Genomic DNA, 24,647 nt, shown 5'->3' with positions numbered 1-24,647 from the left:
CCGGTGGGACCACCCGGATTGACACCTTCGAGGGGCTCTGGCGTCACCCTGGAACCAACCGCCACCGCCTGCCCGTTGGAACATTCGGGACGTGAGCACCGGATCAGGTGACACACGTCTCGCGCGTCCCGGAATGCGGGTGGCCGGGGCGTGCGGGAGGCTGGGACGGCAGGCAGGCGCAGACTGGCACAAGTAGGGGGAGCCGGACCGTGCGGACAGCAATGGGAGTGTGGCGCTGGCGGCGCAATCCGCTGCGCCGCCAGACGGATCTATTCGAGGCCTGGGTGGCCTTCGCGGCGCTGCTTTGCGTCCTGTTGGTGGCTCCGGCCATCGGCTGGGCGGCCGGCGTGCAGGTCGACGGCACGCTGCAGCGGGCCGCGCGCGAACAGCGGGACGCGCGTCATCTCGTACCGGCGGTGGTGATCCGGCCGACACCGGATCCGCTCCCCGGCGCGGCCACCGATCCGACGGCGCAGCGCCAGGCCCCGCAGCGTACGCAGATCGTCGCGTCGTGGACGGCGCCCGACGGCAGCAACCACCAGGGCACGGTGCCGGCCGCGGAGGAACCGCCGCACGCCGGCGACCGGTTCCGGATATGGACCGATGCGCACGGCCGTCTGGTCGGGCAGCCCCTCGACCCCTCCTCCGCCAGCTTCCACGCGGGCGTGGCGGGGCTCGCGGCGGCCCTGGGCATCGCCACGCTGGTGGAGACGCTTCGCCGCCTGGTCGTACGAAGGCTCATGCATCGGCGGTACATCCGGCTGGACCGCGCGTGGGCCGCGGCGGGACCGGACTGGGGCCGGGCGGGCGCGGGCAGCTGACCTGGCAACTCACCGGCCCCGCGCGCGCTACGGTGGAGCGCCGGAGCGGCTGCTCCGATCGGGGCCGTCGAAACGGCCGGGCGATCGGGACGGACGATTCGGCGGCGCGAGCCCGAAACGGCAGGGCGCGCGCACGGCAGACACGTACACGGCACGGCACGAACACGGCACAGCACAGCACAGCAGACACGTACACGGTCGGACACGCGGACGGTTCGGGCCCGCGGACGATCAGCAGGCGCAGACACGGAACACGAGGGTGGGGGCACGACAGCACCATGGCTCAGGGCACGGTCCAGGTGACGCACGGCGGTTCCTCGCGGTGGCGTCGCCGCTCCGGTGATTATCCGACGCTGACCGCCGCGCTGGCCGTGGCGGGCGACGGCGACGTCCTGTCCATCGCGCCCGGCACCTACCGGGAGAATCTGGTGCTGCACCACGCCGTGACCCTGCGCGGCCCGGAGGGCTCGCTGGGTTCGGTGCGGATCGCACCGCTCGACGGGGTCGCGCTGACCGTCCGCGCCTCGGCGGTCATCCAGGACCTCCACCTGGAGGGCCAGGACCCCACGGCGCCCGCGCTGCTCGTCGAGGACGGCTCCCCCGAGCTCACCGACCTGCGGGTGAGCACGCGCTCGGCGGCCGGCATCGAGGTCCGCGGGAGCGGCGCCCGGCCCCTGGTCCGGCGCTGCACGGTGGAGAACTCCGCCGGGATCGGCATCGCCGTACTGGACGGCGGCGGCGGGGTGTTCGCCGACTGCGAGGTGGTTGCCGCCGGCCAGACCGGGGTCTCCGTGCGCGGGGGCGGCCGCCCCCGGCTGGAGCGCTGCCGGATCCACCACGCCACGGGCGCGGGCATCGCCGTGACCGGCGACGGTTCGGGCCTGGAGGCGCTGGGCTGCGAGGTCTACGAGATCAAGGGCGCCGGCGTGCAGATCGCCGCGCGGGCCACCGCCGTGCTCACCGACTGTGCGGTCCACCGCACCTCGGCCGACGGGGTCACCCTCGACACGGACGCCGTCCTCACGCTCGCCGGCTGCGATATCCACGACATCCCCGAGAACGCGGTGGACCTGCGCTCCCGCTCGGTGCTCACGCTCAGCCGCACCACCGTCCGCCGCTTCGGCCGCAACGGCCTGTCCGTGTGGGACCCGGGCACCCGCGTCGTCGCCGACTCCTGCGAGATCCACGACAGCACCGGCGACTATCCGGCCGTCTGGATCAGCGACGGGGCCGGGGTCTCGCTGGACTCCTGCCGGGTGCACGACGTACCGGACGCGCTGTTCGTACTGGACCGCGGTTCGCGCGTGGACGTCGTGGACAGCGACATCTCCCAGGTGCGCAACACCGCCGTCTCGGTGAGCGACGGGGCCACGGCCCAGCTGGACGACTGCCGGATCCGGGAGGCGGCCACGGGGGCCTGGTTCCGCGACCACGGCAGTGGCGGCACGCTCGCCAACTGCACCATCGACTCCGTCCAGACCGGCGTGATCGTCACCAAGGGCGCGGATCCCACGCTGGAGCGGTGCACGGTCAGCTCCCCCGCCGAAGCCGGTTTCTACGTGTCGGCGGGCGGGCGCGGCACCTTCACCGCGTGCCGGGTCACGGCCAGCGCGGGCTTCGGCTTCCACGTCATCGACGGCTGCCGCACCTCCCTGCACCGCTGCCACACCGAGCGCTGCGCGCGCGGGGGCTACGAGTTCGCGGAGGACGGCCCGGTCGCCGAGGACTGCACGAGCGACGAGTCCGGCCCGCGCCTCGCCGCCCGGTCCGCCTCCGGTGTGGGCGCCGGCTCGGGCGCGGGGGTGGCGGCGGCCGGGGAGCGTACGGGCATCCGTACGGTGTCGGCCGCGCCGGGCCCCGCGGCGGTGGGCACGGCCGAGCGGGTGCCGGCCCAGCGGCCGGCCGACGAGACGGACTCCGGCACGGCCGAACAGGCCGCGGCCCGCGGTTCGGTCGAGGTGCTGGGGCACCTCGACGCGCTCGTGGGGCTGGACAGCGTCAAACGCGAGGTCCGTGCGCTGACCGACATGATCGAGGTGGGCCGGCGCCGGCAGCAGGCGGGGCTCAAGGCCGCCTCCGTCCGCCGCCACCTTGTCTTCACCGGCTCCCCCGGCACCGGCAAGACCACCGTGGCCCGGCTGTACGGGGAGATCCTGGCCTCCCTCGGGGTGCTGGAGCGCGGCCACCTCGTGGAGGTGTCCCGCGTCGATCTGGTCGGCGAGCACATCGGGTCCACCGCGATCCGCACCCAGGAGGCCTTCGACCGGGCGCGCGGCGGGGTGCTGTTCATCGACGAGGCGTACGCGCTGGCGCCCGAGGACTCGGGCCGCGACTTCGGGCGCGAGGCGATCGACACCCTGGTGAAGCTGATGGAGGACCACCGGGACGCGGTGGTCGTGATCGTCGCCGGGTACACGGCGGAGATGGACCGCTTCCTCACCGTGAACCCGGGCGTGGCCTCCCGCTTCTCACGGACCATCACCTTCGGGGACTACGGGCCCGGGGAACTGCTGCGGATCGTGGAACAGCAGGCAGAGGAGCACGAGTACCTGCTCGGCGAGAAGACCTCCGACGCCTTGCTGACGTACTTCACCGACCTGCCCAAGGGACCCGCCTTCGGCAACGGCCGCACCGCGCGCCAGACCTTCGAGTCGATGGTCGAGCGGCACGCGGGGCGGGTCGCGCAGCTGTCGGAGCCGAGCAAGGACGACCTCACCCTGCTCTACCCGGCGGACCTTCCGGAGCTCTGACCGGACACCGCCCCACCGCTGGGGCGGCCGACCGGGCCGAGGACGTCCCGGCGCATGCACACCCGGGGCCACCGGTCGAGCCCGTGGACGGCCTCGCGGTCTCGGATGTCCCGCAGGCCGGGGCCGAGGCCGCTCTCGCCCAGGGTCCGGAAGCCGCACCGGGCGTAGTACGGGGCGTTCCACGGTACGTCGCTGAAGGTCGTGAGGGTCAGCGCGGGGGCGCCCTCCGCCCGGGCCCGCGCCGCGAGGTGTTCCAGCAGGGACCGTCCGATGCGGCGGTGCGCGCTGTCCGGGTGCACGGACACCTGCTCGACGTGGAGGTTCCCGTCGACCCGGTCGGCGAGGAGGTAGCCGACCGGGGTCCCCGTGCCGGCGCCTTCGGCCGCGACCCAGACCAGCCCGGCCCGCCGGTAGCCGCGGAGTTCTTCCAGTGGAAGCGGTTCGTCGTCGGCGATCTCCGGCATGCCGATGGTCCGGAAGCATTCCCCGGCGGCCCGCTCGATGTCCTGCAGGAGGGGCAGTTCGTCGATGTGCGCTGCTCTGATAAGCATGTGCGGCATTGTCCCGGCCGGGACCCGGTCCGCGAAACGGGTTGCCCGCCCGCATGTCGACCCGCGCCGGTCGACCACCCGAGCCGATCAACCCCGTAGCGGACAACTGACGGACCGACAGCTAGGGTGACAGCCCGCCGGATGCCCCGGCCGTCCGCCGAACCGAGGGAGTGCCGCCATGGCCCGCCGACTCCGCCCCGTAGGAATGGACTTCATCGAGGTCGCCCCCACCCGCCTGGTCTTCGCCGGCCGGACCACGGCGGCTCCCGGGGACGTGTACCGGGCGCTGGCCGAGGAGGTCGAGGGCTGGCCGAGCTGGTTCCGGGCGGTGACCCTGGCCCGGCCCACCCACGGGGGCGCCGGGCGCGAGGTCAAGCTGGCGGGCGGGGTCCGGTTCCAGGAGACGATCATGGCCGCGGATCCGGAGCGGCGCTACGCGTACCGGGTCGACGAGACCAACGCCCCCGGCATACGGGCCCTGCTGGAGGAGTGGCGCCTCTCCCCCTCCGGCTCCGGGACCCACGTCCAGTGGACCTTCGCGGCGGACGGCCCGGCCCCCGTGCGCTTCGCCCTGACCGCGGCCCGGCCGGGACTCGGCCAGTCGTTCCGCTCCGCGGTCCGCGCGCTGGACCTGCGGCTGACGGCGCGGCGGACCGGTACGGATCAGTAGGAGCCGTCGGGTTGGCGGGCGATGATCAGCTCCACCGCCGGATGGGTTTCGGCCAGGTCCCCGTACCCTCCGGCCGTCCACACGCGCACCCGGAACTCCTGCAGCGTCAGGGCCGCTGACTCGCCCTCGAAGTGGACCCGGGCGCAACGCCCGCAGTACCAGCTCCGGATCCAGAGCCGCTCGGCGGCGGCAAGGCCCGCCTCCATCCGCCCGCGGTACGCCCGCCCGTCCCTGGAGGCCCTGACGAAGAGGACGACCGCGGCCAGCAGCGCGATCGCCGAGATCACGCCGAGGAAGAAGAGCCCGGCCTCCGGGTCGGAGGTCTCCGCCCCGTCCCACCCCTCGTACGGATACCCGGGCCGGTTCTCGCCCATACTCCCGCCGAACCAGTGCCCGGCCAGCGCGCCGACCCAGAAGGTGCCGAGCGACACCATGACGAGGAGCACGCCCAGGCAGCTGCGTCCCTGGATCCGCGGTGCGGGCGCGGTCGGCGCCAGGGCCCGGGCCAGGCGCGAGACGGTTTCCCTGGTGACGGCCCGCCGCTGGACCCCGGCGCCGCTCTCCTCGCGGACGTGCCGGTGCCCGTCCAGGAACACCGCCTGGACGGCACGCACTTCGTCGTCCCGGCCGCAGCTGGGACACCCGGGGAGCGAGCCCGCGCCCCGGTCCGCTTCGGCCGCCGGGGACGGCGAAGGCGGCGAAGTGACCTGGTCCCGCGTCCGCCCGTCCCGCTCCGGCCTGTTGTACTCAATGCCCGCCATGGTTCCCCCCGAGGCCGCGCCGTGATCAACGTCCGCACAGCGTAAGCAGTCGGCGCCGCGGTGCCTACGGGGCTGTCGCCGCGGGCCCGTCACCGGTCAGATCGCGGGGTGCCGCACCGCCAGGTCCCCGTAGCCGCCCGCGGACCAGACCCGGGTCCGGAACTCCTGCAGGGTCAGGGACCGTTCGCCCGCGAAGTGGACCGTGCCGCAGCGGCCGCAGTACCAGCCGTCCGCCCAGACGCGGTCGGCGGCCACCCGGCCCGGTTCCGTCCGGCGGCGCCAGGTCCGTACGGACCGGCCCGACAGGGCGAGGAGGAGGATGCCGAGGAGCAGCAGGGCCGCACCGATCCAGACCAGGTAGGTGGCGGGCTGGTCGACCGCGAAGGGGCCGGCGCCGTCGGTCCCGTAGAGCCGTGGGGTCGTGCCGTTCTCGAACCACTTCCCCGCGATAGCACCCCAGACGAAGGCGCCGATCGCGGCGAGGAGGAGCAGCACCCCGACGCAGCCCGCGGCGCCGTTGTCCGGCTCGTCGGGAGCGACCGCGAGGGCCTTGGCCAGCGCCGAGTTCTCCTCGCGGGTCGTGACGCTGTCGTCCTCGCCGCCACCGCGCTCCACCCGCATCTTGGCCTTGGAGCGCAAGTACGCGGCGGACACGCCGAGCACCTGGTCCTCCCGGCCGCACCGGGGACAGGCCAACGGCCCCTCGCCGCCCCCACCTTGGACCGGCACACCCGTGCCGCCGCCAGCGAACTCCGCCATGGCTCCCCCGCCCCGCGCCGTACCCAAAAGTCAGCACAGCGTAGCCAGCGGACCCCGCACCGGCCAGGGAAAACGTTTCACCCGACGGGCTCGCTCCACACGCCGGTCGCCAGCATGGTGTCGAGGGTCCGCGCGTACGGCGCGATGTCGAGCCCCTGCTCCGCCAGCCACTCGTCGGAGTAGTACTTGTCGAGGTAGCGCTCGCCCCCGTCGCAGAGCAGGGTCACGACGCTGCCCGTGCGGCCCTCCGCCACCATCTCCGAGATGATCTTCAGGGCGCTCCACACCCCGGTACCGGTGGAACCGCCCGCCTTGCGGCCGATCACCCGCTCCAGCGCCCGGCACGCCGCGACGCTCGCGGCGTCCGGCACCCGCATCATCCGGTCGATGGCACCGGGGACGAAGCTCGGCTCCATCCGGGGGCGGCCGATGCCCTCGATGCGCGAGCCGCAGTCACTGGTCGCGTGCGGGTCGTGGCGGGTCCAGCCGTCGAAGAAGCAGGAGTTCTCCGGGTCCGGGACGCAGATGCGGGTGTCGTGCTGCATGTAGTGCACGTAGCGGGCGATCGTCGCGGAGGTGCCGCCGGTGCCGGCCGTGGCCACGATCCAGGCGGGTTCGGGGTAACGCTCCAACCGCAGCTGCTGGTACATCGATTCGGCGATGTTGTTGTTGCCGCGCCAGTCCGTGGCCCGCTCCGCGTACGTGAACTGGTCCATGTAGTGGCCGCCGGTGCGGGCGGCGAGCTCGGCCGACTCCTCGTACATCTTCATCGAGTCGTCGACGAAGTGACATTCGCCGCCGTGGAACTCGATGAGCCGGCACTTCTCGGGGCTCGTCGTCCGCGGCATGACGGCGATGAACGGGACGCCGATCAGCTTGGCGAAGTACGCCTCCGAGACCGCCGTGGAACCGGACGAGGCCTCGATGACGGGGCGGCCGGGGCGGATCCAGCCGTTGCAGAGGGCGTAGAGGAACAGGGAGCGGGCGAGGCGGTGCTTGAGGGAGCCCGTCGGGTGGGTGGACTCGTCCTTGAGGTAGAGGTCGATGCCCCAGGCCTCCGGGAGCGGGAAGCGCAGCAGGTGGGTGTCGGCGGAGCGGTTCGCGTCCGCCTGCACCTTGCGGACGGCCTCTTTCAGCCAAGCGCGGTAGTCCGCGTCGCTGCGGTCGACGTCGATGGTCGTGGCGGTCGTACCGGTGGTGCTCATGCGCCGTGCTCCTTCGTACTTCCGGAAGTCCCGAGTGCTCGGCGGGCCCGGCGCCTCTTCGCCTTTCGCCGCCCGCTTTCGCAATGTACCCCCCTCACCTGCGCAAACAGTCACTTTGGGGATCCATGCGGATCGCTTTTGGTCGCTTTCGGTTGCACACCGGCCCACAGTGGGTGACCCTGGGGAGGCGTCACCGAGGGTGCAGCACCCGTAACACTGATGTCGGGGAGTCGCAGCCGTGATCAGTCATTCCCGCAGGCACTGCGTCGTCGAACTGCAGGCCCTGCCCTTGCGGATCGGACAGATCCGCCGAATCGTTTCGGCGCAACTGCGCCACTGGCAGCTCGATCCGCTCATAGACCGGGCTGCGCTCGGCGTCACGGAGCTGCTCAGCAACGTCCACCGTCATGCGCAGCCGCACAAGACCTGCACGGTCGAGATCGAGCTCCGCCTCGGCCGGCTGACCGTCTCCGTCTACGACAGCGACCCCCGCCTCCCGATGCTCCGGGATGCAGCGGCCGCCGAGGCCTCCGCGGCCGCCCGCCCCGCGGGCACGGCCCCGGTCGACGCCCTGGAGACCTCCGGACGCGGGCTCCAGCTCGTGGAGGCGCTCAGCGAGGCCTGGGGGGCCCGGCAGCAGGACGGCCGCTCGGGCAAGGTCGTGTGGTTCTCCCTGCGCGCCGCCCCCGGCCCTGCCGCGCCGGAACGCCACCCGGTGCTCCTGGCCGAGAAGCGGGCGCCGCACGCCGACAAGCCCGTACGGGACCCCGCGCCGGCCCCGCCCGTCGCCGCACCCCTGGAGCCGGTCTCCGCAGGCCTGTCGGTGAGCGCCTCGGTCGGCGCCCGGCCCGGGTAGCCTCCGGCCGCCGCGGCCGCCCGGAGGGGTCGGCGAGCGCTCAGGCCGCCGTGCCCAGGGTCCCGAGGGGGTCGTCCAGCACCGGCTGCCACGCCAGCTCGGCGGCGCCGACCAGGCTGTTGTGGTCGAGCGTGCACGGCAGGATCGGCACGCCGCCGCTGCGCCCCCACAGGCTGCGGTCCGCGACCACCGCGCGCAGCCGCTCGGGGTCGGCGTAGAGCAGCTCGCGGTGGAGTCCGCCCAGGATGATCCGGTCCGGATTCAGGATGTTGACCAGGCCCGCGAGGCCCAGGCCGAGCCGGTCGATGAGCTCCTCGGTGGCCGCCCGTACCCCGGGGTCCGCGGATTCCTCGCGCAGCAGGTCGCGGGCCTGCTGGAGCAGGGACACCTCGGGGCCCGGGGTGCGGCCGGCGGCGGTGAGGAAGGCCAGCGGGTCGGCCTCCACGTCGAGGCAGCCGCGGCTGCCGCAGTGGCAGGGGCGCCCTTCCGGGTTCACGGTGAGGTGGCCGACCTCCAGAGCCAGGCCCGAACTCCCGCTGTGCAGGCGGCCGTCCAGGACCAGCGCCCCGCCGACCCCGCGGTGCCCGGTGGCCACGCAGAGCAGGTGCTGCGCGCTGCGGCCGGCGCCGTGGCGGTGCTCGGCGAGCGCGGCGAGGTTCACGTCGTTGCCGGTCAGCGCCGGGCCGTCGATGCCGGCCTCCTTCACGCATTCGGCGAAGATGGCCCGCACGGGCGAACCGGCCGGCCAGGCCAGGTGCAGCGGGTTCAGCGCCGTACCCTCCGGCTCCGCGACCGCCGAGGGCACGGCGAGGCCGGCGCCGATGCAGCGCCGGCCGGTCTGCGCGAGCAGCGCGGCCCCGGCTTCGACGACCGCGCCGAGCACCTGCGCGGGGTCGGCCGACACGGGGACCCGTCCGGGAGCCGTCGCGACGATCCGGCCGCCGAGGCCGACCAGGGCGGCCCGGAACCCGTCCGAGTGCACCTGCGCCGCCAGGGCCACCGGGCCGTTCTCGTCCACGGAGAGCCGGTGCGAGGGGCGGCCCTGGGTTCCGCCGGCCCCGCCCGGGCGGGAGTCCACACGGATCAGGCCGAGCGCCTCCAGTTCGGCGGCGACGGCGCCGGCGGTGGCACGGGTGACACCGAGCTCGGCCGTCAGGACCGCGCGGGTCGGAGCCCGGCCGGTGTGGACGAGTTCCAGCGCCGGGCCGAGGGCGCCACGGCCCCGCTCCAGCTTGGTCCGTGCGGAGCCGGCGGATGCCGCGGATGCCGAGGTCGCGGCCGTTGCCGATCCCGATGCCGATGCTGCGGACGCTGAATTCGCGGACGCGGACGCCTCGGACGCCGTCGGCGCGACGGACGCTCCCGCCCTGTCGGATCCCGCAGCCGTGCCGGCCCCTTCGGTTCCGTCGGTCCCGTCCGTCCCAGCGGACACCGTGGTCACATCCCCCACCCGCCGCGGGGCCCCGTTGCCGTTCATGACAGCGATCCTCGCATGATCGGAGCGTCCGGGGCGCCGCCCGCTAGCCGAGCCCGCCGACCCGCAACGTGATGTTCAACCGCCCGGTCAGCCCGAGGCCCGGCGGAGCGGTGCCGGGCAGGACCTTCGGCACCCCGTGAAAGGCCCGTCGGACCGGCCCGCCGAAGACGAACAGATCCCCGCTGCGCAGCTCAAGGTCCCGATACGGACGCCCGCGCGAGGCGGTGTTGCCGAAGCGGAAGAGGCAGGAATCACCCAGGCTCAGCGAGACCACCGGGGCTTCGGAGCGCTCCTCGGCGTCCCGGTGCATGCCCATGCGGGACTCGCCCTCGTAGAAGTTGACCAGGGCGATGTCGTACGCGACGGCCGGATCCGGCGCCCTCCCGTACGCGGCGGTGACGGCGTCGCGCCCCAGCCGCGCGAGCCAGTCGGGCATCGCCTTCACCGGCGCCCCGTCCCCGTCGACGGCGGTGGGCGCGTATCCGTACGGGTACCAGTGCAGCCCCAGGCACACCTGCCGGGCGGTCATCGTCCCCCCGCCCGGCGTGCGCACCCTGCGCAGCCCGGCGGGCGGCCGGGCCCATTCCCGGCAGGCCTCCAGCAACTCCCGCTGCCGCCCGGGCTCCAGCCAGTCGGGCACGTGCACGGCGCCGGGCACGATCTCGGCCCGCTCGCGCGGGAAGAGCTCGCCGCCCGTGTGCCCCATGGCGTCCACCGCCTCCACCGTCTCCTCCGCGTGCACCTCAACCGGCTCCGCGACCGGCTCCGTGACCTCCATCATCCTTCGTTGTGCGTCCCCGCGGGCGGCTGCGAGACTCCCGGCATGGAGATCATCAGCTATGTGAAGACCGTGGCCCGCGAGGGCGAGCAGCTCGCCGAGGCCGCCGAACGGGCCGGTACGGACGCCCTGGTGCCCACCTGTCCGCAGTGGCGGGTCGCCGATCTGCTGCGGCACACGGGCTCCGTGCACCGCTGGGCCACCGGGTACGTGGCCCGGGGCCTCACCGAGCGGGCACCGTTCCCGGAGGCGCCGGAGCTGGTGGGGGCGGAACTGCTGGCCTGGTTCCGCGAGGGCCACGCGACGCTGGTGCGGACCCTTTCCGCGACATCGGCCGACGCGCAGTGCTGGACCTTCCTTCCGACCGCGCCGCCTTCGCCGCTGGCCTTCTGGGCACGGCGCCAGGCGCACGAGACCACCGTGCACCGGATGGACGCGGAAGCCGCGCTGGGCGTGCCCTTCGGGGCGGTGGACCCGGGCTTCGCACAGGACGGGGTGGACGAGCTGCTGACCGGGTTCCACGCGCGGCCGCAGAGCCGGGTACGGACAGCGGAGCCGCGGGTGATGCGGGTACGGGCCTCCGACACGGGCGCGGTGTGGACCGTACACCTGTCCCAGGAGCCGGCGCGCACGGTACGCGGAACCCCCGACGGCACGGACGGCGCGGACGGCACGGACGGCGCGGAGGCGGACTGCACGCTGACGGGCGAGGCCTCCTGGCTCTACTCGGCGCTCTGGAACCGCCGGCCGCTCACCGGACCGGGCGTGACGGGCGACGCCGAACTGGCCCGGCTCTGGGTGGACACGGCCGGAATCTGACCCCTGGGCACACCGGGTGCGCCCTTGTCGTGGTGCGGCTCGGGCGGCGAGACTGCGGGCATGGAGCAACGCAGTCAGGCCGACCGGGACGCGATCACCATCGAGATCGTCTTCGCCTTCGTCAGCGGCTTGTTCGCGGCCGGACTCGCCTTCGCGGTGCTGTACGTGCCCGTCCTGGCCTTCGACCTCTCCCCCACGGCCGACCGAACCCTGACGATGGTGGGCGGAGCCCTGGCCGCGACGGCGTTCCTCCTCCGGGTCGCACAGGTCCTGTGGCGCTTCGCCCACCGCCCGCAGAACGAGGGCCGCGAAGGCCTCGGCCGGTCCTAGACCGGGCCTCCCGGACCGGGCCGCATGTGATTCCCCGGCCGTAGGGCGGGCTCGCGCCGGGGCGCCACCGGTTCGTGGACCCCGACGGCCGGACCGTCGAGGTCACCGCGGTCGGGCGGACGGAGTGCGGCTCAGCCCAGGGTCGAGGCGTACGAGGTCTGGGCGCGGTACTTCCAAGTGGGCTGGGCGTCCCAGGGGTTCGGCATCTGCGCGCTGGTGGCGTAGGCGTAGCCGGCGCCGCGTTGGAAGGCCGTGCGGAGGGTCGCGCGCATCGCGGTGGCGTCCGGGACGTCGTGTACGAGGTGCCAGAACGCGGTGCCGCTCGGGTCGAGTTCGGCGCCGGAGCGGTAGCCGGTGAGTGCGTTGAAGACGTTGCCGCCGAGCCAGCCGGCTCCGGTGTGGGCCGCGTACGTGTCCTCGAAGGTGACGAAGACGTCGGCGGTGCGGCGGCCGGGCTCCAGGAAGCAGTCGGCGATGGCCGTACCGGGATTGTTGACGACCAGGTCCGACGTGCCGGGGGCGACGGCCTCCATGGTGTCCTGCACGTAGCGGCGGAGCTCCGTGTAGTGGTCGCGGATCGCGTTGGCCGGGCCGCAGTCGCGGCTGACCACGTCGAAGAAGATGCCGTCCACGTGGAGGCGGCCGTCGGGAGTCTTCAGGTAGTTGTCCACGGAGGCCTTGACCTCGGCGATGTCGCGGTTGCCGTGGTCGGTGTGGACGTAACCGAGCACCTTGGTCTTCTCGCCGGTGGCGGTGGTGCCGGTGCGCAGGACGTCGGCGCGGGCCCGCCAGGGGGCGTCGAACGGGGAGTCGCCGTTGCCCGGGTTGAGCACCACGACCGAGGCGGCCGGGCTGGTGGCGGTGAGGTCGACGAGCATGGGGTCGTCGGCCCAGACGTAGGCCGGGACGGCTATCTCAAGGCCCCGTACGCCGGCTGCCCGGGGGGTCGGTCTCACCTCGGGTGTCGGAGCCGGGGCGGGCGTACGGGCCTGGGCCTGGACGGGGCCCGGCTCCGAGCTCGCCGACGCGGTGACGGCCGGCGCCGGCGCGGCCAGTAAGAGGGTGGCCAGGATGGCGTAAACGGCCTTCGCGGCGCGGGTCATGACTGCTCCTCGGGGCGGCGGCGGGGGCGGCGCCGGGTCGATGGCCGGGCGCCGGAACGACAGCCGGGACGGGAACCCGGCCCGAGGAACACTAGACGGGCGGCCGGGCGCACCAGGGCCGATTCCCCTGCTTCAGTAGGAGGAACTGACAAGCGAACTTTCCCCGCCCCGGCCTGGACGGCCCCGCGAGGGCCGTCCAGGCTTCTCTGCACCAGTCACGTCGGGGTGGAGTCAGTTCTGGCGGAAGCGGTGGATGGACGGGTCGTAGTGGGGGGCGGGGAAGCGGTCGCCGGTGATCGTGTCGGGGACGGGGGTTCCGGGGGTGGTGGTCAGCGGAATCCAGCCCGCCCAGGATTCGACCTGGTCGTCCTTGGGCTCGTCCCGGGCGAAGCCCTCGCGGACCTTCATCGAGAATTCCGTGATCGGCATGGTCAGACAGGCCGTGTACCGGGCTTCCTCGACGTTGGGGCGGCGGGCGGCATACGGGCCGGACAACCGGCCGGGAATGACGCTCTCCACGACGTCGGCGAGGGCGTCGGCGCGTTCCTGCTCGTCCTCGATCGCCGTGGCGGTCCCGAAGATCATGGCGGAGCGGTAGGCGGCCGAGTGATGGGAGGAGGCCCGGCCCAGGATCACGCCGTCGATCAGGGTCGCGGTCACGCACAGCGGCGCGCCGGACGCGGCGGTGGTGATGAAGCGGCCGAACGCGGAGCCGTGCAGGAGGAGCTGGTCCCCCACCCGCATGTGAAGGGTGGGGATGACCACCGGGCCGAGGTCGGTGTTGAAGCCGACATGGACGGCGAGGGCCTCGTCGAGGATCGCGTAGACCGCGTCCCGTTCGTAGGTGACCCGCTCGGGATACCGATTCGCGGTGGTACGCGCAGTGGCCGACATATGGGCCAATTTATGTCTTGTTGCCGATGGATCCGGTTGGGACGCCCCCGCATACCCCCATTGGCCGCAAGGCCGCCGATGCCAAGGACCTGACTCAGCGGTCCGCCGAGCGGGCGGCACCGGTGGGAAGCACTCCGCCGACATGCCACAGCACTTGCGGCTGAGGCGGGTCAGCGCTGGACGCGCACTCGTCGGGGCCGGCGTTCCCGTAGCCGGGCGGCCCGTCGGCGCAGGTCCGTGGAAAGGTCGCGGGTCATCTCCTTGGTCACCACCGGTGTGCCGTGGTGGCCCGTGGCCGTCAGGCTGGTGAGACGGGTCATCGCGGCTTCCGCGTGGTCGAGGTCGTTCTGCCACGCCTGGAGGGTGTGGTGGTGGCGCGGGTCGGTGCGCAGGCGGATCAGTTCGGTACGGACGGCGGCCAGATCGCCGTGGATCCGGCGGCGCAGGGTGTGGAGGGTCGCGGCGTCGCCGTCGGCTTCCCGCGCGTCGGCGTAGGCGGCGATGGCCTCGTGGGCGGTCGCCAGCCGGTGGTCCACCCGGGCACGGGTGTCCTCGGGCCACAGCACATACCCCACGATGAAGGCGAGGGCGCAGCCGATCACGGTGTCGATCAGGCGCGCTCGGGGGACGGTGGATCCTGCTTGGCCCAGGGGGTCGGCGAGCAGCAGCATGACCGGTGTGAGGAAGAGGGTCTGCAGGGCGTAGTTGCGGCGGGCGTAGGCCTGGAGCAGGCCGGTCAGGACGACCACGGCGGCGATGCGCCACCAGCCGGCGGGGAGCACGGCGGTGACGGCGAGGCCGATCAGGACCCCGGCCGTGGTGCCCAGGACACGGGTCACCAGCCGGGCGGGCACGGTGCCGAGGCCGGGCCGCACGATGAGGGCGACGGTGAGCACCAGCCAGCCGGAGCGCGGCAGGCCGCTGAGCGAGGCGACCGCCTGGGCGACCGTCAGGCACGCGGTCAGGCGCAGGGCGTAGCGGCGGGCGGCCGGGTTTCGGAACTTGGCCGCGACGGCTCCGGCGAGCCGGCGCAGGGGCGTGGGGCGCGTCGGCAGCAGGCGGGGCCGGCCGTCCGCGGGCTTCTCGCCGGGGGTGGCGAGTGCGGCGACGGCGGTGCGCAGTGCGCGCCCGGCCCGGTCCTGCGGGGCGGGTGGAAGGGCGATCGGCCCGGGGATCCTTGTCTCGACGGCGTCGGCGACCCGGCGTACCGCGTCGGCGTACTCGGCAGCCGACTCGCGGGCCGGGGCGGTGCGAACGGCGGGAGCCGCCGCGATCACCTCGATCAGCCGGTCGAGGTGGGCGGCCAGTTGAGCGGCGCTGCTGCCCGGGCGGGGCGGCGAGAGCCGGCGGATGACGACGGTGTCGTAGGCGGCGTCCATGGCGACGGTGACCTGGTGGCGGCGCTCGGCCCACGCGCTCTCGGGGGCGTCCAGGAGGTCGGCCACGGCGCGCAGCGCCCCTGCGACGGACCGGCGTTCGGCGCGTCCGGGGTGGCGCAGTGCGTCGGTCAGGGACAGCAGCATCAGGGGGATGCCGCCGAGGAGGAACAGCAGCGGTACCTGCCACCAGGCCGGGGCGGTGGGCAGTCCGAGGCCCATGGCGGTGGCGAGCAGCAGGACCAGGGCGGCCATGTCGCTGATCCGGCCGATCGTCGACAGCAGTCCCGAGACCAGGGCGACGACGGCCACCAGCAGGATCTGCGCCCACGCCTGGCCCCCGGTGAGCCGGCCCAGGGCCAGTCCGATCGCGCCGCCCAGCTGCGGGAGCAGCAGGGTCAGGGCGCGGGTGCGCCAGGGCGCGGCGGTGTCGTCGACGGCCGCGCCGTACGCGCCGAGGCCCGCCGCTGCTCCCAGGTCGGGCCTGCCGGCCAGCTGGCCGACGGCGAGCGGCAGCAGCATGCCCAGGGCGCCGCGCGCGACGAGGGCGCGGTCGACGGGAACGGCCCGGATCTCGGCGATGTGCCGCAACCACACGGGCCCGGGCATCAGTAGGCCATGCCCATGGCGGTCCGGACCTCGGCCAGGGTGGCCTCGGCGACGGCACCGGCCCGCTCGTTGCCCGAGCGCAGGACTTCGCGTACGTAGCCGGTGTCGGCCGCGAGTTCCGCGCGGCGGGCCCTCATGGGTGCGAGGCGCTCGTTGACCGCCTCGGTGACGGCCTTCTTCAGCTGCGCCGCGCCGCCGTCGCCGATCTCCTCGGCGACCGCGACGGGGTCGCGCTCCTGGCACAGGGCGGCGAGCAGGACGAGGCTGGAGACCTCGGGGCGGGAGGCCGGGTCGTAGGTGATGCGGCGGGTGGCGTCCGTCTTGGCGCCCTTGATCAGCCGGGCGGTCTCGTCGGCGGTTGCCGACAGGGTGATGGCGTTGCCTCGCGACTTGCTCATCTTGGTGCCGTCGGTGCCGAGCAGCAGTGGGGCCGCCGACAGCAGGGCATCGGGCTCCGGGAAGACCGGAGTGCCCCGGCCGTAGCGGTCGTTGAAGCGGCGGGCGATGGTGCGGGTGACTTCCAGGTGCGGGAGCTGGTCCTGGCCGACCGGGACCAGGTTGGCCTTGCAGAAGAGGATGTCGGCGGCCTGGTGCACGGGGTAGGTGAACATCAGCCCGCTGACCGAGGCCTGCCGGGAGTGGGCGATCTCGTCCTTGACGGTGGGGTTGCGGCGCAGTTCCGCGACCGAGACCAGAGAGAGGAAGGGCAGCAGCAGTTGGTTGAGGGCGGGAAGCGAGCTGTGCGTGAAGATCGTGGACCGTTCGGGGTCGATGCCGGCCGCGAGGTAGTCGAGCACCAGGTCCTCGACGTGCTCGGCCAGGTGCTCGGCGACGTCCCGGTCGGTGAGCACCTGGTAGTCGGCCACGATCACGAAGGTGTCCACGCCCAGGTCCTGGAGCCTGACCCGGCCCTGCAGGGTGCCGAAGTAGTGCCCCAGGTGCAGCCGCCCGGTCGGCCGGTCCCCGGTCAGCACCCGGAACCGACCCGGATCCGCGGCGATCAGGGCCTCCAACTCGGCGCTGCGCCGCCGTGCCACCGAGAGGTCGGGGGCCTGGGACACCGCCGAGTCGTGCGTGCTCATGGGATTCTCCTGGTGCGTCGTGGTCACGGGTGGGCACCCGAACCGGGACACCTGCGTGAGAGGCAGATCAGATGGTTCGCGACCCATGCGCCCATAAAGTCACCATCTTGACCGGTACGGAATGAATAGCCCTGAACGGCGCGGACTCACCGCCATGCCGCGCCCGTCGGCGATGGACAAGCCGGCCGTGGCGGTGCTCGTACCCACGATCCGGTTGCGGCTCGGTCAGCCCGCGGGGGCGGCCAGTCTGCGGGGGCGGTCAGCCTGCGGGGGCGGTCATGGTCCAGGCGGAGTTGTGGCGCTCGAAGCCGATGTGCGGGTAGTAGTCGACGGCGGCGGGGGCCGAGAGCAGGATGACCTTGGCCCGCGGTGCGGCCTCGCGGGTGGCGCGGACGAGGTCGCGGCCGACCCCCTTGCCCTGCCAGGCGACGTCGACGGCGAGGTCGCTGAGGTAGGTGGAGTAGGCGCCGTCGGTGAGGGAGCGGGCGATGCCGATCAGCCGGCCGTCGCCGTCCCGGGCCGTGATGACGAGGTTGGCTCCGGCCAGCATGCTCGTGAAGCGGCCGGTGTCCTCGACGGGGCGGCGCTCGGCGAGCGTGGAGGCCCGGTAGAGGGCGGCGACCTCGGCGACGTCGAGGCCGGCTCCGATGACCTGTTCACATGTCCACATGCCGCTGGTGCTCCTTCTTGAGGGTGTCGAGTCGGGACTTCAGGTGGTCGCGGTTGCCGAGGAACCGGCGGGGTTCGAACCACGCGTCGGGGGCGTGCACTCCGCGGGCCGCGAGCGTCTCGGCCAGGGATGACCCCGTCGTGTGCGCGTCGTCGGCGGCGGCCTGTACGAGGCGGTAGGCGCTCTCGCGGTCGACTCCGTCCTCGGTGAGGCCGAGGAAGACCTCGGAGGAGTAGACGAGCCCTCGCGTGGCCCGGAGGTTGCGGGCCATTCGCTCGGGATTGACCGTGAGGCCAGTGAGAAGCTCGGCGGCGGAGACGAGCTGGTGGTGGGCGATGGCGAGGCTGTCGGGGAGGACGACGCGTTCCACGGAGGAGTGCGCGAGGTCGCGCTCGTGCCACAGCGCGATGTTCTCGTACGCCGCTCCGGCGTTCGCGCGCAGCACCCGGGCCAGGCCGCAGAGCCGTTCGCTGGTCGTCGGGTTCCGCTTGTGGGGCATGGCGCTGGAGCCCTGGTAGGCGCCGCTGCGGGGTTCCTCGACTTCCCCGACCTCGGTGCGCTGCAGGAGGCGCATCTCCAGGGCGAACTGCTCCACCACGGCGCCCGTGATCGCGAGCGCTCCGATCAGCTCGGCGTGGCGGTCGCGGGCGACGACCTGGGTGGGGACCGGTTCGACGCCCAGGCCCAGCTCGCCGCAGACGTACGCCTCGACCTGGGGGGAGATGTGGGAGTAGGTGCCGACGGCTCCGGAGAGGGTGCCCACGGCGACGGCCCGGCGGGCGGCGGTGAGCCGGCCCGTGCAGCGGTGCAGGGCGTGGGCGTGGACGGCGAGTTTGTGGCCGAAGGTCGTCGGCTCGGCATGGACGCCGTGGGTGCGGGCCACACAGACCGTGTCCCAGTGCTCCTCGGCCCGGTCGATCAGCAGCCCGGTCAGCGTGCGGGCCGCGTCCAGCACGAGGTCCACGGAGTCGGCCAGCAGCACACCCTGGGCGGTGTCGACCAGGTCGTAGCTGGTCATGCCGTGGTGGACCCAGCGTGCGGAGTCGGCCGGCATGGTCTCGGTCCAGGCGGCGAGGAAGGCGAGGATCTCGTGGTCCCGCTCGGCCTCCAGCTCCCGGATCCTCACGACGGCCGGCAGCGGGGCCCGCCGGATGTCGGCCAGGGCTTCGTCGGGTACGACTCCCAGGGATGTCTGCGCGGTACTGGCCAGCACCTCGACGCGCACCCAGGTCGCGTACTTGGTCTCCTCGCTCCACAGCGCCGCCATCTCGGGGCGCGTGTACCGCTCGATCACGACACACCTCTCCTCCGGACGCCGGCGCCCCCGGTCCCTACGGACCGGGGGCGAAGCGCCGAAGACAGCATACGGTAATAGTCGGATAGCGTATTGACCTATTACAAACGAAGGTTCCCGCCTCGGTCGCCCGGCCCCAGTGAGCGTCCGGGAACCACAGCAGACGGTGCCGGCGAGACAGCTCAGGGGCGGACCTCTGCGCGGTCACCGGGGCGGTCGCCGCCGAGGATCAGACCGCCCAGGTGCGGGACATCGTGCGCAACGAGTCGGCGCCAGTGGATGCGTGCCGCGCGTGCGGCAATCAGGTCGCGACTAGAACCTCACCGGCCCGCGACCCGCGCTCCGGACTCGGAGTCACTGGCGCAGTCGACAGGCCGTCCCCCGCACGGGCCTGTGTGCGCCTATACGGCGGGAAGCCCGACCCCGTGCGCCAGTTGTCCGGCGGCGTGCGCGAAGAAGGCGGCGCGGTCCTCGACGACCCGCTCGAACTGGCCGAACAGTTCGAAGGAGATCAGTCCGACGAGCTGCGCCCAGGCCGCGACCAGGGCCGCGGCCGCCTCGAGGGGCAGGCCTTCGGCGAAGTCCGCGGCCATGCGGGCGGCCTCGGGGCGCAGCTCGGCGGGGAGCGGCGGGAGGGAAATGCCGCGGCCCTCGTAGGCGGCACGGACGATGCCGATGAGGGAGTTGCCCACACGGGAGGCGGGCCCGACGGTGTCGAGGGGGGCGGTGTAGCCGGGGACGGGCGAGCCGTAGATGAGGGCGTACTCGTGCGGGTGCTCCAGCGCCCAGTCGCGGACGGCGGCGCAGACCACGGCCCAGCGGGCGCGGGGGGTGCCGCCGGAGGCCAGCGAGCGGGCGTCGGCGCCCTCGGCGGCGGCGCCGACGCTGTTGTAGGCGTCGACGATGAGGGCGGTGAGGAGCTCGTCGCGGCTGGGGAAGTAGCGGTAGAGGGCGGAGGAGACCATGCCCAGCTCGCGGGCGACGGCCCGCAGCGAGAGTTTGGCGGCGCCCTCCGCCGCGAGCGCGCGGCGCGCCTCGTCCTTGATGGCGGCGGTGACTTCGATGCGGGCCCGTTCCCTGGCCCCTCGCACGGTGCTCATGGGTGTCAGTGTGCCATGCAGGCAGAGCACTGCCCAACAACGAGAGCGTCGATCTCTTCAGAGAGCACTGCTCTTGTTTTGGAGCATCGATCCGTGCACACTGTTCTCAAGCGAGAGCAGTGCTCTCCCAAACTCCTCGGAGGCCGTCATGACCGCGCCCAAGCCCTACTACGTCAAGGCCGGCCCGCTCGACATCCGCTTCAACGCCCTCGTCGGCAAGCTCGCCCGGCTCGGCATGAGCCTGGCCGGAACCGCCGAGCTGTCGGTGCGCGGCCGCACCTCCGGCAAGATGCAGCGGATCCCGGTGAACCCGTACACCCAGGACGGCACCCGGTACCTGGTCTCCGCCCGCGGCCACTCCCAGTGGGTCCGCAACATGCGCGCCGCGGGCGGCGGCGAGCTCCGCCTGGGCCGCACCGTGCACACCTTCACCGTCACCGAGCTCACCGACCCCGCCGAGCAGGCCGTCGTCCTGCGCGGATATCTGAAGAAGTGGGGCTGGGAGGTCAACCGGTTCTTCGACGGGGTCACCGCGAAGTCCTCCGAGTCCGAGCTCCGCGCCGCCGCACCCGACCACCCGGTCTTCCGCATCACGGTCACCTCCTGACCCGCCCGCCCGGGCGATCCCCGGCGACCCGCCGCCCTCCCGGCCCGGCCTCGCCCCCGGAGCAGTGCCCGACTCCGGGCCCGAGCCCGGTGCCAGCACCGCCCCCAAGCCGGGCGACCCGCCGCCCTTCCGGCACCGGCACCGCCCCCAGCCCCAGCCCCAGCCCCAGCCCCGAAAACGCGGCGGCGGCCTCGCCGGCACACCCGGCAAGACCGCCACACTCCGCACCTCGGCGCCGCTGCTCCCCCATCGGGGTCAGCGACTTCAGCCTCGGGCTACTCCTCGGCTCAGCCCTTGGCCCCGCCCTGGGCCCCGTCCGACTCCCCGGCCCCGGCCCCGGCCCCGGCCCCAGAACCGGAGCCCGTACCGGAACCGGCCTCAGCCCCGCCCGCGCCCCTGCTCCGCGCCTGCCGGGCGTCCAGCACGTGCAGTGCCTTGCGCGCCAGCGGGTACGTACGCACCATCTCGGCCAGCGTCAGCGAGCCCCGGGCGATCCGGGCGAAGGCCAGCCAGGCCGGCCGGAAGCCGGTGATCGCCGCGTGCAACAGGCCCGGCTTGGCCTCGAAGAGCTCCAGCATCCGCTTGCCGACGCCCATCTCCACGCCCAGCCCCGCCTTGACGGCGAAGGCGTAGTTGAGCGCCTGGCGGCGTGCGTCCACGGCGTCCTGGGCCTCGGAGATCTTCACGGCCCACTCCCCCGCGAGGCGCCCCGAGCGCAGCGCGAAGGAGATGCCTTCCCGGGTCCACGGCTCCAGCAGTCCGGCCGCGTCGCCCGCGACCAGCACCCGCCCGCGCGAAAGCGGCGATCCGGGCTTGCGGCAGCGGGTCAAGTGCCCGGAGGAGATCGCCGGTTCGAAGCCCGACAGGCCCAGCCGGGCGATGAAGTCGTCCAGGTACCGCTTGGTCGCGGCGCCCTCGCCCTTCGCCGAGATGACCCCGACGGTGAGGGTGTCGCCCTTGGGGAAGACCCAGCCGTAACTGCCGGGCAGCGGTCCCCAGTCGATGAGGACCCGGCCCTTCCAGTCCGCGGCGACCGTCTCCGGGACGGGGATCTCCGCTTCCAGGCCGAGGTCGACCTGGTCCATCTCGACGCCGACGTGCGCGCCGATCCGGCTCGCGCTGCCGTCCGCGCCGACCACGGCCCGGGCCAGCACGGTCTCGCCGTCGCCGAGGATCACGGCGACGGTCCGCCGGTCGGGCACGGACGCCCCGTGCTGTTCCACCCGCGCGACGGCCGTACCCGTACGGACCGTGGCGCCGGCCTTCTCCGCCTCGGCGACCAGCGCCGCGTCGAACTCGGGCCGGTTGATCAGCCCGAACAACATCTGCTTCGAACGCCGGGTCCGGGCGAACTTCCCGTCGAGCGAGAAGGTGACCGCGTGGACGCGGTCCTTGAAGGGCAGCACGAAACCCGGCGGGAGCGCATCGCGCGAGGGGCCGATGATGCCTCCGCCACAGGTCTTGTACCGGGGCAGTTCCGCCTTCTCCAACAGCAGGACGCGCCGTCCCGCCGCGGCCGCCGCGTGCGCGGCCGAGGACCCGGCCGGCCCGGCCCCGACCACGACCACGTCCCACACCTCGCCGGTCTCCCCGGCCGTCTGCGCGTCCGCCCCCTGAGCGGGCTGTCCTGCCGCCGCGTCGCGTACGTCGCCGCTGTCGCTCTCGTCGCTGCTCACGATGTGCTGATGCTCCTGATCATGCGGTTCATGCCGTTGCTCCGATGCCGGGGAAATCCTACGGCGCGAGATCGACTGCCCCGTTGTGCGAGGATCGGAAGAGTCTTTTGCCGTAGCCCGCATACGCACACCCCGCGCGTGCGGGAGGCGTATACGTAACCCGTACACGTACACCAACGTCGCACCCAAGAGGAGCGTGCCCATGCCGTCTCATCCGATCGCCGAGACCGTCGCCTCGCTGATGCCCCGCGCCAAGCAGGAGCTGTCCGAGCTGGTGGCTTTCCAGTCGGTGGCGGACTGGGCCAATTTCCCCCAGAGCGAGAGCCAGGCCGCCGCGAACTGGGTCGCCGACGCGCTGCGCGCCGAGGGCTTCCAGGACGTGGCGCTGCTCGACACCCCCGACGGCACCCAGTCGGTGTACGGGTACCTGCCCGGCCCGGCGGACGCCCCGACCGTCCTGCTGTACGCGCACTACGACGTGCAGCCCCCGCTGGACGACGCGGCCTGGATCTCCCCCGCCTTCGAGCTGACCGAGCGGAACGGCCGCTGGTACGGCCGCGGCACCGCCGACTGCAAGGGCGGGTTCATCCTGCACCTGCTCGCGCTGCGCGCCCTGAAGGCCAACGGCGGCGTCCCGGTGAACGTGAAGGTGATCGTCGAGGGTTCGGAGGAGCAGGGCACCGGCGGTCTCCAGCAGTACGCGACGGCCCACCCCGAACTGCTGGCCGCCGACGCCGTCGTGATCGGTGACGCGGGCAACTTCCGTACGGGCCTGCCGACGGTCACCGCGACCCTGCGCGGCATGTGCCTGCTGAAGGTCAAGATCGACACCCTGGGCGGCAACCTGCACTCCGGCATGTTCGGCGGGGCCGCCCCCGACGCGATGGCCGCCCTGATCCAACTGCTGGCCTCGCTGCGCGCGCCGGACGGCTCGACCACGGTGGACGGGCTGGCTTCGGACGGTGTGTGGGAGGGGCTCCAGTACCCGGAGGCCGACTACCGCTCCGACGCGAAGGTGCTCGACGGGGTCGAGCTGATCGGCGAGGGCACGATCGCGGACCGGCTGTGGTCCCGGCCGGCCGTCACCGTGCTGGCCATCGACTCCCCGCCGCTGGCCAGTGCCACCCCCTCGGTGCACGCGAGCGCGGGCGCGCTGGTGAGCCTGCGGGTGCCGCCGGGCGTGGACACGGCGGAGGCGATCAAGCTGCTGGAGGCCCACCTGGTGGCGCACACCCCGTGGAAGGCGCGTCTGGAGCTCGAAGTCGTCGGCCAGGGACAGCCGTTCCAGGCGGACACGGACAGCCCGGCGTACGCCTCGATGGCGCAGGCCATGAAGGCGGCCTACCCGGGCCAGGAGATGCAGATCAGCGGCATGGGCGGCTCCATCCCCCTGTGCAACACGCTGACGGAGCTGTACCCGGACGCGGAGATGCTGCTCATCGGCCTGAGCGAGCCGGAGGCGCAGATCCACGCGGTGAACGAGAGCGTCTCCCCCGAGGAGCTGGAGCGCCTGTCGGTCACGGAGGCGCTGTTCCTCGTCAACTACGCGGAGTCCAAGCGCGCCTGACGGTGTCGCGGGCGGTTCCCCGAACGCTCGGCTACGGGCGAACCACGCTACCGGCGCAACCTCCGCCGGCGGCGTGGTTCGTCCCCGTACGTTCGGGTGATGGATCTCGTAGAAGTCGTACTCGGCCGCCTCCACATGCTCCGCTTCCCCATCGGCCAGGCCTACCTCTGGCGCGATGGTGAGGCCCTGACCCTGATCGACGCGGGCCACGCCGGTTCGGCGGACGCGATCGAAGGGGCGATACGTTCCCTCGGGCTGATGCCGGAGCGGCTGGAGCGGATCGTTCTGACCCACTGCCACCGCGATCACGTCGGAGCGGCGGGCGAACTCGCAGTGCGCTGGGGCGCGGAGGTACTGGCGCACGCGCTCGACGCGCCGGTGATCCGCGGCGAGCAGCCGGTCCCGGAGCCGGTCCTGCTGGACTGGGAACTCCCGCTGTACGCACACGGCCTGACGGTTCCCGAGGCCCCGCCGACCCGGGTGGACCGGGAGGTGAAGGACGGAGAGGTACTCCCCTTCGGCGACGGCGCGGTCGTCGTCCACGCTCCGGGTCACACCCCGGGCAGCATCGGCGTCCATCTCCCGCAGCACGGCGTGCTGTTCACGGGCGACTGCGTCGCCGGTGTCGGCCAGGTGATCCTCGGTGTCTTCAACGTGGACCGCGCCCGGGCCGTCGAGTCGATGCTCCGACTGGCCGCACTGGCCCCTGCGGTGGCCTGCTTCGGCCACGGCGACCCCCTGACCTCGGACACCGCGGCCACCCTCCTGGCGGCAGCGGAGGCGGCGGCCGCGGCTCGGCCTTCGCCCACCCCGACGGGCTGATCCCGGCGGGGGGGCCGGGCCCACCCCGGCCCCCGCCGCTCGTCGCCCGTCGCCCGCCGCCCGCCGCCCG

23 protein-coding genes are annotated in these 24,647 nt (G+C 73.4%); 9 read left to right on the top strand and 14 right to left on the bottom strand.

Going from position 1 to position 24,647, the window contains the following annotated elements; genetic code table 11:
- The first annotated feature begins 209 nt into the window (after positions 1 to 209).
- Together OHA37_RS34530 and OHA37_RS34525 are read left to right on the top strand one after the other, a co-directional pair.
- Positions 210 to 821, top strand: coding sequence for an Rv1733c family protein (locus tag OHA37_RS34530; protein ID WP_266911257.1), 612 nt, complete (start codon positions 210 to 212; stop codon positions 819 to 821).
- A gap of 278 nt (positions 822 to 1,099) precedes the next feature.
- Entirely contained in the window at positions 1,100 to 3,571 is a 2,472-nt protein-coding gene (locus tag OHA37_RS34525; protein ID WP_266911255.1) for a right-handed parallel beta-helix repeat-containing protein, read from the top strand.
- Here OHA37_RS34525 and OHA37_RS34520 read toward each other — a convergent pair.
- Positions 3,544 to 4,122, bottom strand: coding sequence for a GNAT family N-acetyltransferase (locus tag OHA37_RS34520; RefSeq protein WP_266911253.1), 579 nt, complete (start codon positions 4,120 to 4,122; stop codon positions 3,544 to 3,546). The genes OHA37_RS34525 and OHA37_RS34520 overlap by 28 nt on opposite strands.
- A 178-nt stretch (positions 4,123 to 4,300) precedes the next feature.
- Between OHA37_RS34520 and OHA37_RS34515 the strand changes: the two genes are divergently transcribed.
- Positions 4,301 to 4,792, top strand: a complete 492-nt coding sequence (locus tag OHA37_RS34515) for an SRPBCC family protein (RefSeq protein WP_266911251.1) — start codon at positions 4,301 to 4,303, stop codon at positions 4,790 to 4,792.
- Here the strand turns inward: OHA37_RS34515 and OHA37_RS34510 are convergent.
- The 3 genes from OHA37_RS34510 to OHA37_RS34500 form a co-directional block, all read right to left on the bottom strand.
- On the bottom strand, positions 4,786 to 5,553 hold the full coding sequence (locus OHA37_RS34510) for a hypothetical protein (protein ID WP_266911249.1): 768 nt from the start codon (positions 5,551 to 5,553) through the stop codon (positions 4,786 to 4,788). The genes OHA37_RS34515 and OHA37_RS34510 overlap by 7 nt on opposite strands.
- A 96-nt stretch (positions 5,554 to 5,649) precedes the next feature.
- On the bottom strand, positions 5,650 to 6,312 hold the full coding sequence (locus OHA37_RS34505; protein WP_266911247.1) for a hypothetical protein: 663 nt from the start codon (positions 6,310 to 6,312) through the stop codon (positions 5,650 to 5,652).
- Between the two features lie 77 nt (positions 6,313 to 6,389).
- Complete coding sequence (locus OHA37_RS34500; protein ID WP_266911245.1) at positions 6,390 to 7,517, bottom strand: PLP-dependent cysteine synthase family protein; 1,128 nt, start codon at positions 7,515 to 7,517, stop codon at positions 6,390 to 6,392.
- A 238-nt stretch (positions 7,518 to 7,755) separates the two neighbouring features.
- Between OHA37_RS34500 and OHA37_RS34495 the strand changes: the two genes are divergently transcribed.
- Positions 7,756 to 8,373, top strand: a complete 618-nt coding sequence (locus OHA37_RS34495; protein WP_266911243.1) for an ATP-binding protein — start codon at positions 7,756 to 7,758, stop codon at positions 8,371 to 8,373.
- A 40-nt stretch (positions 8,374 to 8,413) separates the two neighbouring features.
- On the opposite strand, the gene OHA37_RS34490 is transcribed toward OHA37_RS34495, so the two are convergent.
- Both OHA37_RS34490 and OHA37_RS34485 read right to left on the bottom strand, forming a co-directional pair.
- Positions 8,414 to 9,850, bottom strand: a complete 1,437-nt coding sequence (locus tag OHA37_RS34490) for an ROK family protein (RefSeq protein ID WP_266911241.1) — start codon at positions 9,848 to 9,850, stop codon at positions 8,414 to 8,416.
- 43 nt (positions 9,851 to 9,893) lie between these two features.
- The gene (locus OHA37_RS34485; protein ID WP_266913346.1) at positions 9,894 to 10,556 is read right to left on the bottom strand and encodes an alpha-ketoglutarate-dependent dioxygenase AlkB family protein; all 663 of its coding nucleotides are present in this window, start codon (positions 10,554 to 10,556) and stop codon (positions 9,894 to 9,896) included.
- Positions 10,557 to 10,673: 117 nt separating this feature from the next.
- Here OHA37_RS34485 and OHA37_RS34480 point away from each other — a divergent pair, with 117 nt between their 5' ends.
- Positions 10,674 to 11,447, top strand: coding sequence for a maleylpyruvate isomerase family mycothiol-dependent enzyme (locus tag OHA37_RS34480; RefSeq protein ID WP_266911239.1), 774 nt, complete (start codon positions 10,674 to 10,676; stop codon positions 11,445 to 11,447).
- Positions 11,448 to 11,507: 60 nt separating this feature from the next.
- The gene (locus OHA37_RS34475) at positions 11,508 to 11,777 is read left to right on the top strand and encodes a DUF6332 family protein (RefSeq protein ID WP_266911237.1); all 270 of its coding nucleotides are present in this window, start codon (positions 11,508 to 11,510) and stop codon (positions 11,775 to 11,777) included.
- A gap of 131 nt (positions 11,778 to 11,908) precedes the next feature.
- Here OHA37_RS34475 and OHA37_RS34470 read toward each other — a convergent pair whose 3' ends face one another.
- The 7 genes from OHA37_RS34470 to OHA37_RS34440 form a co-directional block, all read right to left on the bottom strand.
- Entirely contained in the window at positions 11,909 to 12,880 is a 972-nt protein-coding gene (locus tag OHA37_RS34470) for a spherulation-specific family 4 protein (protein ID WP_266911235.1), read from the bottom strand.
- Positions 12,881 to 13,111: 231 nt separating this feature from the next.
- On the bottom strand, positions 13,112 to 13,774 hold the full coding sequence (locus OHA37_RS34465; protein WP_266911233.1) for a pyridoxamine 5'-phosphate oxidase family protein: 663 nt from the start codon (positions 13,772 to 13,774) through the stop codon (positions 13,112 to 13,114).
- Positions 13,775 to 13,944: 170 nt separating this feature from the next.
- Complete coding sequence (locus OHA37_RS34460) at positions 13,945 to 15,759, bottom strand: FUSC family protein (RefSeq protein WP_266911231.1); 1,815 nt, start codon at positions 15,757 to 15,759, stop codon at positions 13,945 to 13,947.
- On the bottom strand, positions 15,759 to 16,841 hold the full coding sequence (trpS, locus tag OHA37_RS34455) for a tryptophan--tRNA ligase (protein WP_266911229.1): 1,083 nt from the start codon (positions 16,839 to 16,841) through the stop codon (positions 15,759 to 15,761). Before trpS ends, OHA37_RS34460 begins: the two co-directional genes overlap by 1 nt.
- 259 nt (positions 16,842 to 17,100) lie before the next feature.
- Positions 17,101 to 17,511, bottom strand: a complete 411-nt coding sequence (locus OHA37_RS34450) for a GNAT family N-acetyltransferase (protein ID WP_266911227.1) — start codon at positions 17,509 to 17,511, stop codon at positions 17,101 to 17,103.
- Positions 17,498 to 18,805 carry an adenylosuccinate lyase gene (gene purB / locus OHA37_RS34445; RefSeq protein WP_266911225.1) on the bottom strand — a complete coding sequence of 436 codons (1,308 nt, stop codon included), beginning with the start codon at positions 18,803 to 18,805 and terminating at the stop codon, positions 17,498 to 17,500. The genes OHA37_RS34450 and purB overlap by 14 nt, the downstream gene beginning before the upstream one ends.
- A gap of 401 nt (positions 18,806 to 19,206) precedes the next feature.
- Entirely contained in the window at positions 19,207 to 19,905 is a 699-nt protein-coding gene (locus tag OHA37_RS34440; protein ID WP_266911223.1) for a TetR/AcrR family transcriptional regulator, read from the bottom strand.
- 148 nt (positions 19,906 to 20,053) lie between these two features.
- Between OHA37_RS34440 and OHA37_RS34435 the strand changes: the two genes are divergently transcribed.
- Positions 20,054 to 20,512 carry a nitroreductase/quinone reductase family protein gene (locus OHA37_RS34435; RefSeq protein WP_266911221.1) on the top strand — a complete coding sequence of 153 codons (459 nt, stop codon included), beginning with the start codon at positions 20,054 to 20,056 and terminating at the stop codon, positions 20,510 to 20,512.
- A gap of 287 nt (positions 20,513 to 20,799) precedes the next feature.
- On the opposite strand, the gene OHA37_RS34430 is transcribed toward OHA37_RS34435, so the two are convergent.
- A complete protein-coding gene (locus OHA37_RS34430) occupies positions 20,800 to 22,089 on the bottom strand; it encodes a geranylgeranyl reductase family protein (protein WP_323182417.1) in 1,290 nt (429 codons plus the stop codon).
- Between the two features lie 301 nt (positions 22,090 to 22,390).
- Between OHA37_RS34430 and OHA37_RS34425 the strand changes: the two genes are divergently transcribed.
- On the top strand, positions 22,391 to 23,755 hold the full coding sequence (locus OHA37_RS34425; RefSeq protein ID WP_266911217.1) for a dipeptidase: 1,365 nt from the start codon (positions 22,391 to 22,393) through the stop codon (positions 23,753 to 23,755).
- Between the two features lie 99 nt (positions 23,756 to 23,854).
- On the top strand, positions 23,855 to 24,577 hold the full coding sequence (locus tag OHA37_RS34420; RefSeq protein ID WP_266911215.1) for an MBL fold metallo-hydrolase: 723 nt from the start codon (positions 23,855 to 23,857) through the stop codon (positions 24,575 to 24,577).
- The last annotated feature ends 70 nt before the right edge of the window (positions 24,578 to 24,647 follow it).

Origin of the sequence: Streptomyces sp. NBC_00335 (assembly GCF_036127095.1) — a bacterium.
Lineage (GTDB): Bacteria > Actinomycetota > Actinomycetes > Streptomycetales > Streptomycetaceae > Streptomyces.
The sequence above is the reverse complement of the archived record's forward strand: the minus strand, read 5'-3'. Positions and strand labels throughout refer to the sequence as shown.

Coding starts and splice junctions, on each gene's coding strand:
- OHA37_RS34525 (WP_266911255.1), top strand. CDS start 1,100: ATGGCTCAGGGCACGGTCCAGGTGACGCACGGCGGTTCCTCGCGGTGG.
- OHA37_RS34520 (WP_266911253.1), bottom strand. CDS start 4,122: ATGCTTATCAGAGCAGCGCACATCGACGAACTGCCCCTCCTGCAGGAC.
- OHA37_RS34515 (WP_266911251.1), top strand. CDS start 4,301: ATGGCCCGCCGACTCCGCCCCGTAGGAATGGACTTCATCGAGGTCGCC.
- OHA37_RS34510 (WP_266911249.1), bottom strand. CDS start 5,553: ATGGCGGGCATTGAGTACAACAGGCCGGAGCGGGACGGGCGGACGCGG.
- OHA37_RS34505 (WP_266911247.1), bottom strand. CDS start 6,312: ATGGCGGAGTTCGCTGGCGGCGGCACGGGTGTGCCGGTCCAAGGTGGG.
- OHA37_RS34500 (WP_266911245.1), bottom strand. CDS start 7,517: ATGAGCACCACCGGTACGACCGCCACGACCATCGACGTCGACCGCAGC.
- OHA37_RS34490 (WP_266911241.1), bottom strand. CDS start 9,850: ATGAACGGCAACGGGGCCCCGCGGCGGGTGGGGGATGTGACCACGGTG.
- OHA37_RS34485 (WP_266913346.1), bottom strand. CDS start 10,556: ATGGGGCACACGGGCGGCGAGCTCTTCCCGCGCGAGCGGGCCGAGATC.
- OHA37_RS34480 (WP_266911239.1), top strand. CDS start 10,674: ATGGAGATCATCAGCTATGTGAAGACCGTGGCCCGCGAGGGCGAGCAG.
- OHA37_RS34475 (WP_266911237.1), top strand. CDS start 11,508: ATGGAGCAACGCAGTCAGGCCGACCGGGACGCGATCACCATCGAGATC.
- OHA37_RS34470 (WP_266911235.1), bottom strand. CDS start 12,880: ATGACCCGCGCCGCGAAGGCCGTTTACGCCATCCTGGCCACCCTCTTA.
- OHA37_RS34465 (WP_266911233.1), bottom strand. CDS start 13,774: ATGTCGGCCACTGCGCGTACCACCGCGAATCGGTATCCCGAGCGGGTC.
- OHA37_RS34460 (WP_266911231.1), bottom strand. CDS start 15,759: ATGCCCGGGCCCGTGTGGTTGCGGCACATCGCCGAGATCCGGGCCGTT.
- trpS (WP_266911229.1), bottom strand. CDS start 16,841: ATGAGCACGCACGACTCGGCGGTGTCCCAGGCCCCCGACCTCTCGGTG.
- OHA37_RS34450 (WP_266911227.1), bottom strand. CDS start 17,511: ATGTGGACATGTGAACAGGTCATCGGAGCCGGCCTCGACGTCGCCGAG.
- OHA37_RS34440 (WP_266911223.1), bottom strand. CDS start 19,905: ATGAGCACCGTGCGAGGGGCCAGGGAACGGGCCCGCATCGAAGTCACC.
- OHA37_RS34435 (WP_266911221.1), top strand. CDS start 20,054: ATGACCGCGCCCAAGCCCTACTACGTCAAGGCCGGCCCGCTCGACATC.
- OHA37_RS34425 (WP_266911217.1), top strand. CDS start 22,391: ATGCCGTCTCATCCGATCGCCGAGACCGTCGCCTCGCTGATGCCCCGC.
- OHA37_RS34420 (WP_266911215.1), top strand. CDS start 23,855: ATGGATCTCGTAGAAGTCGTACTCGGCCGCCTCCACATGCTCCGCTTC.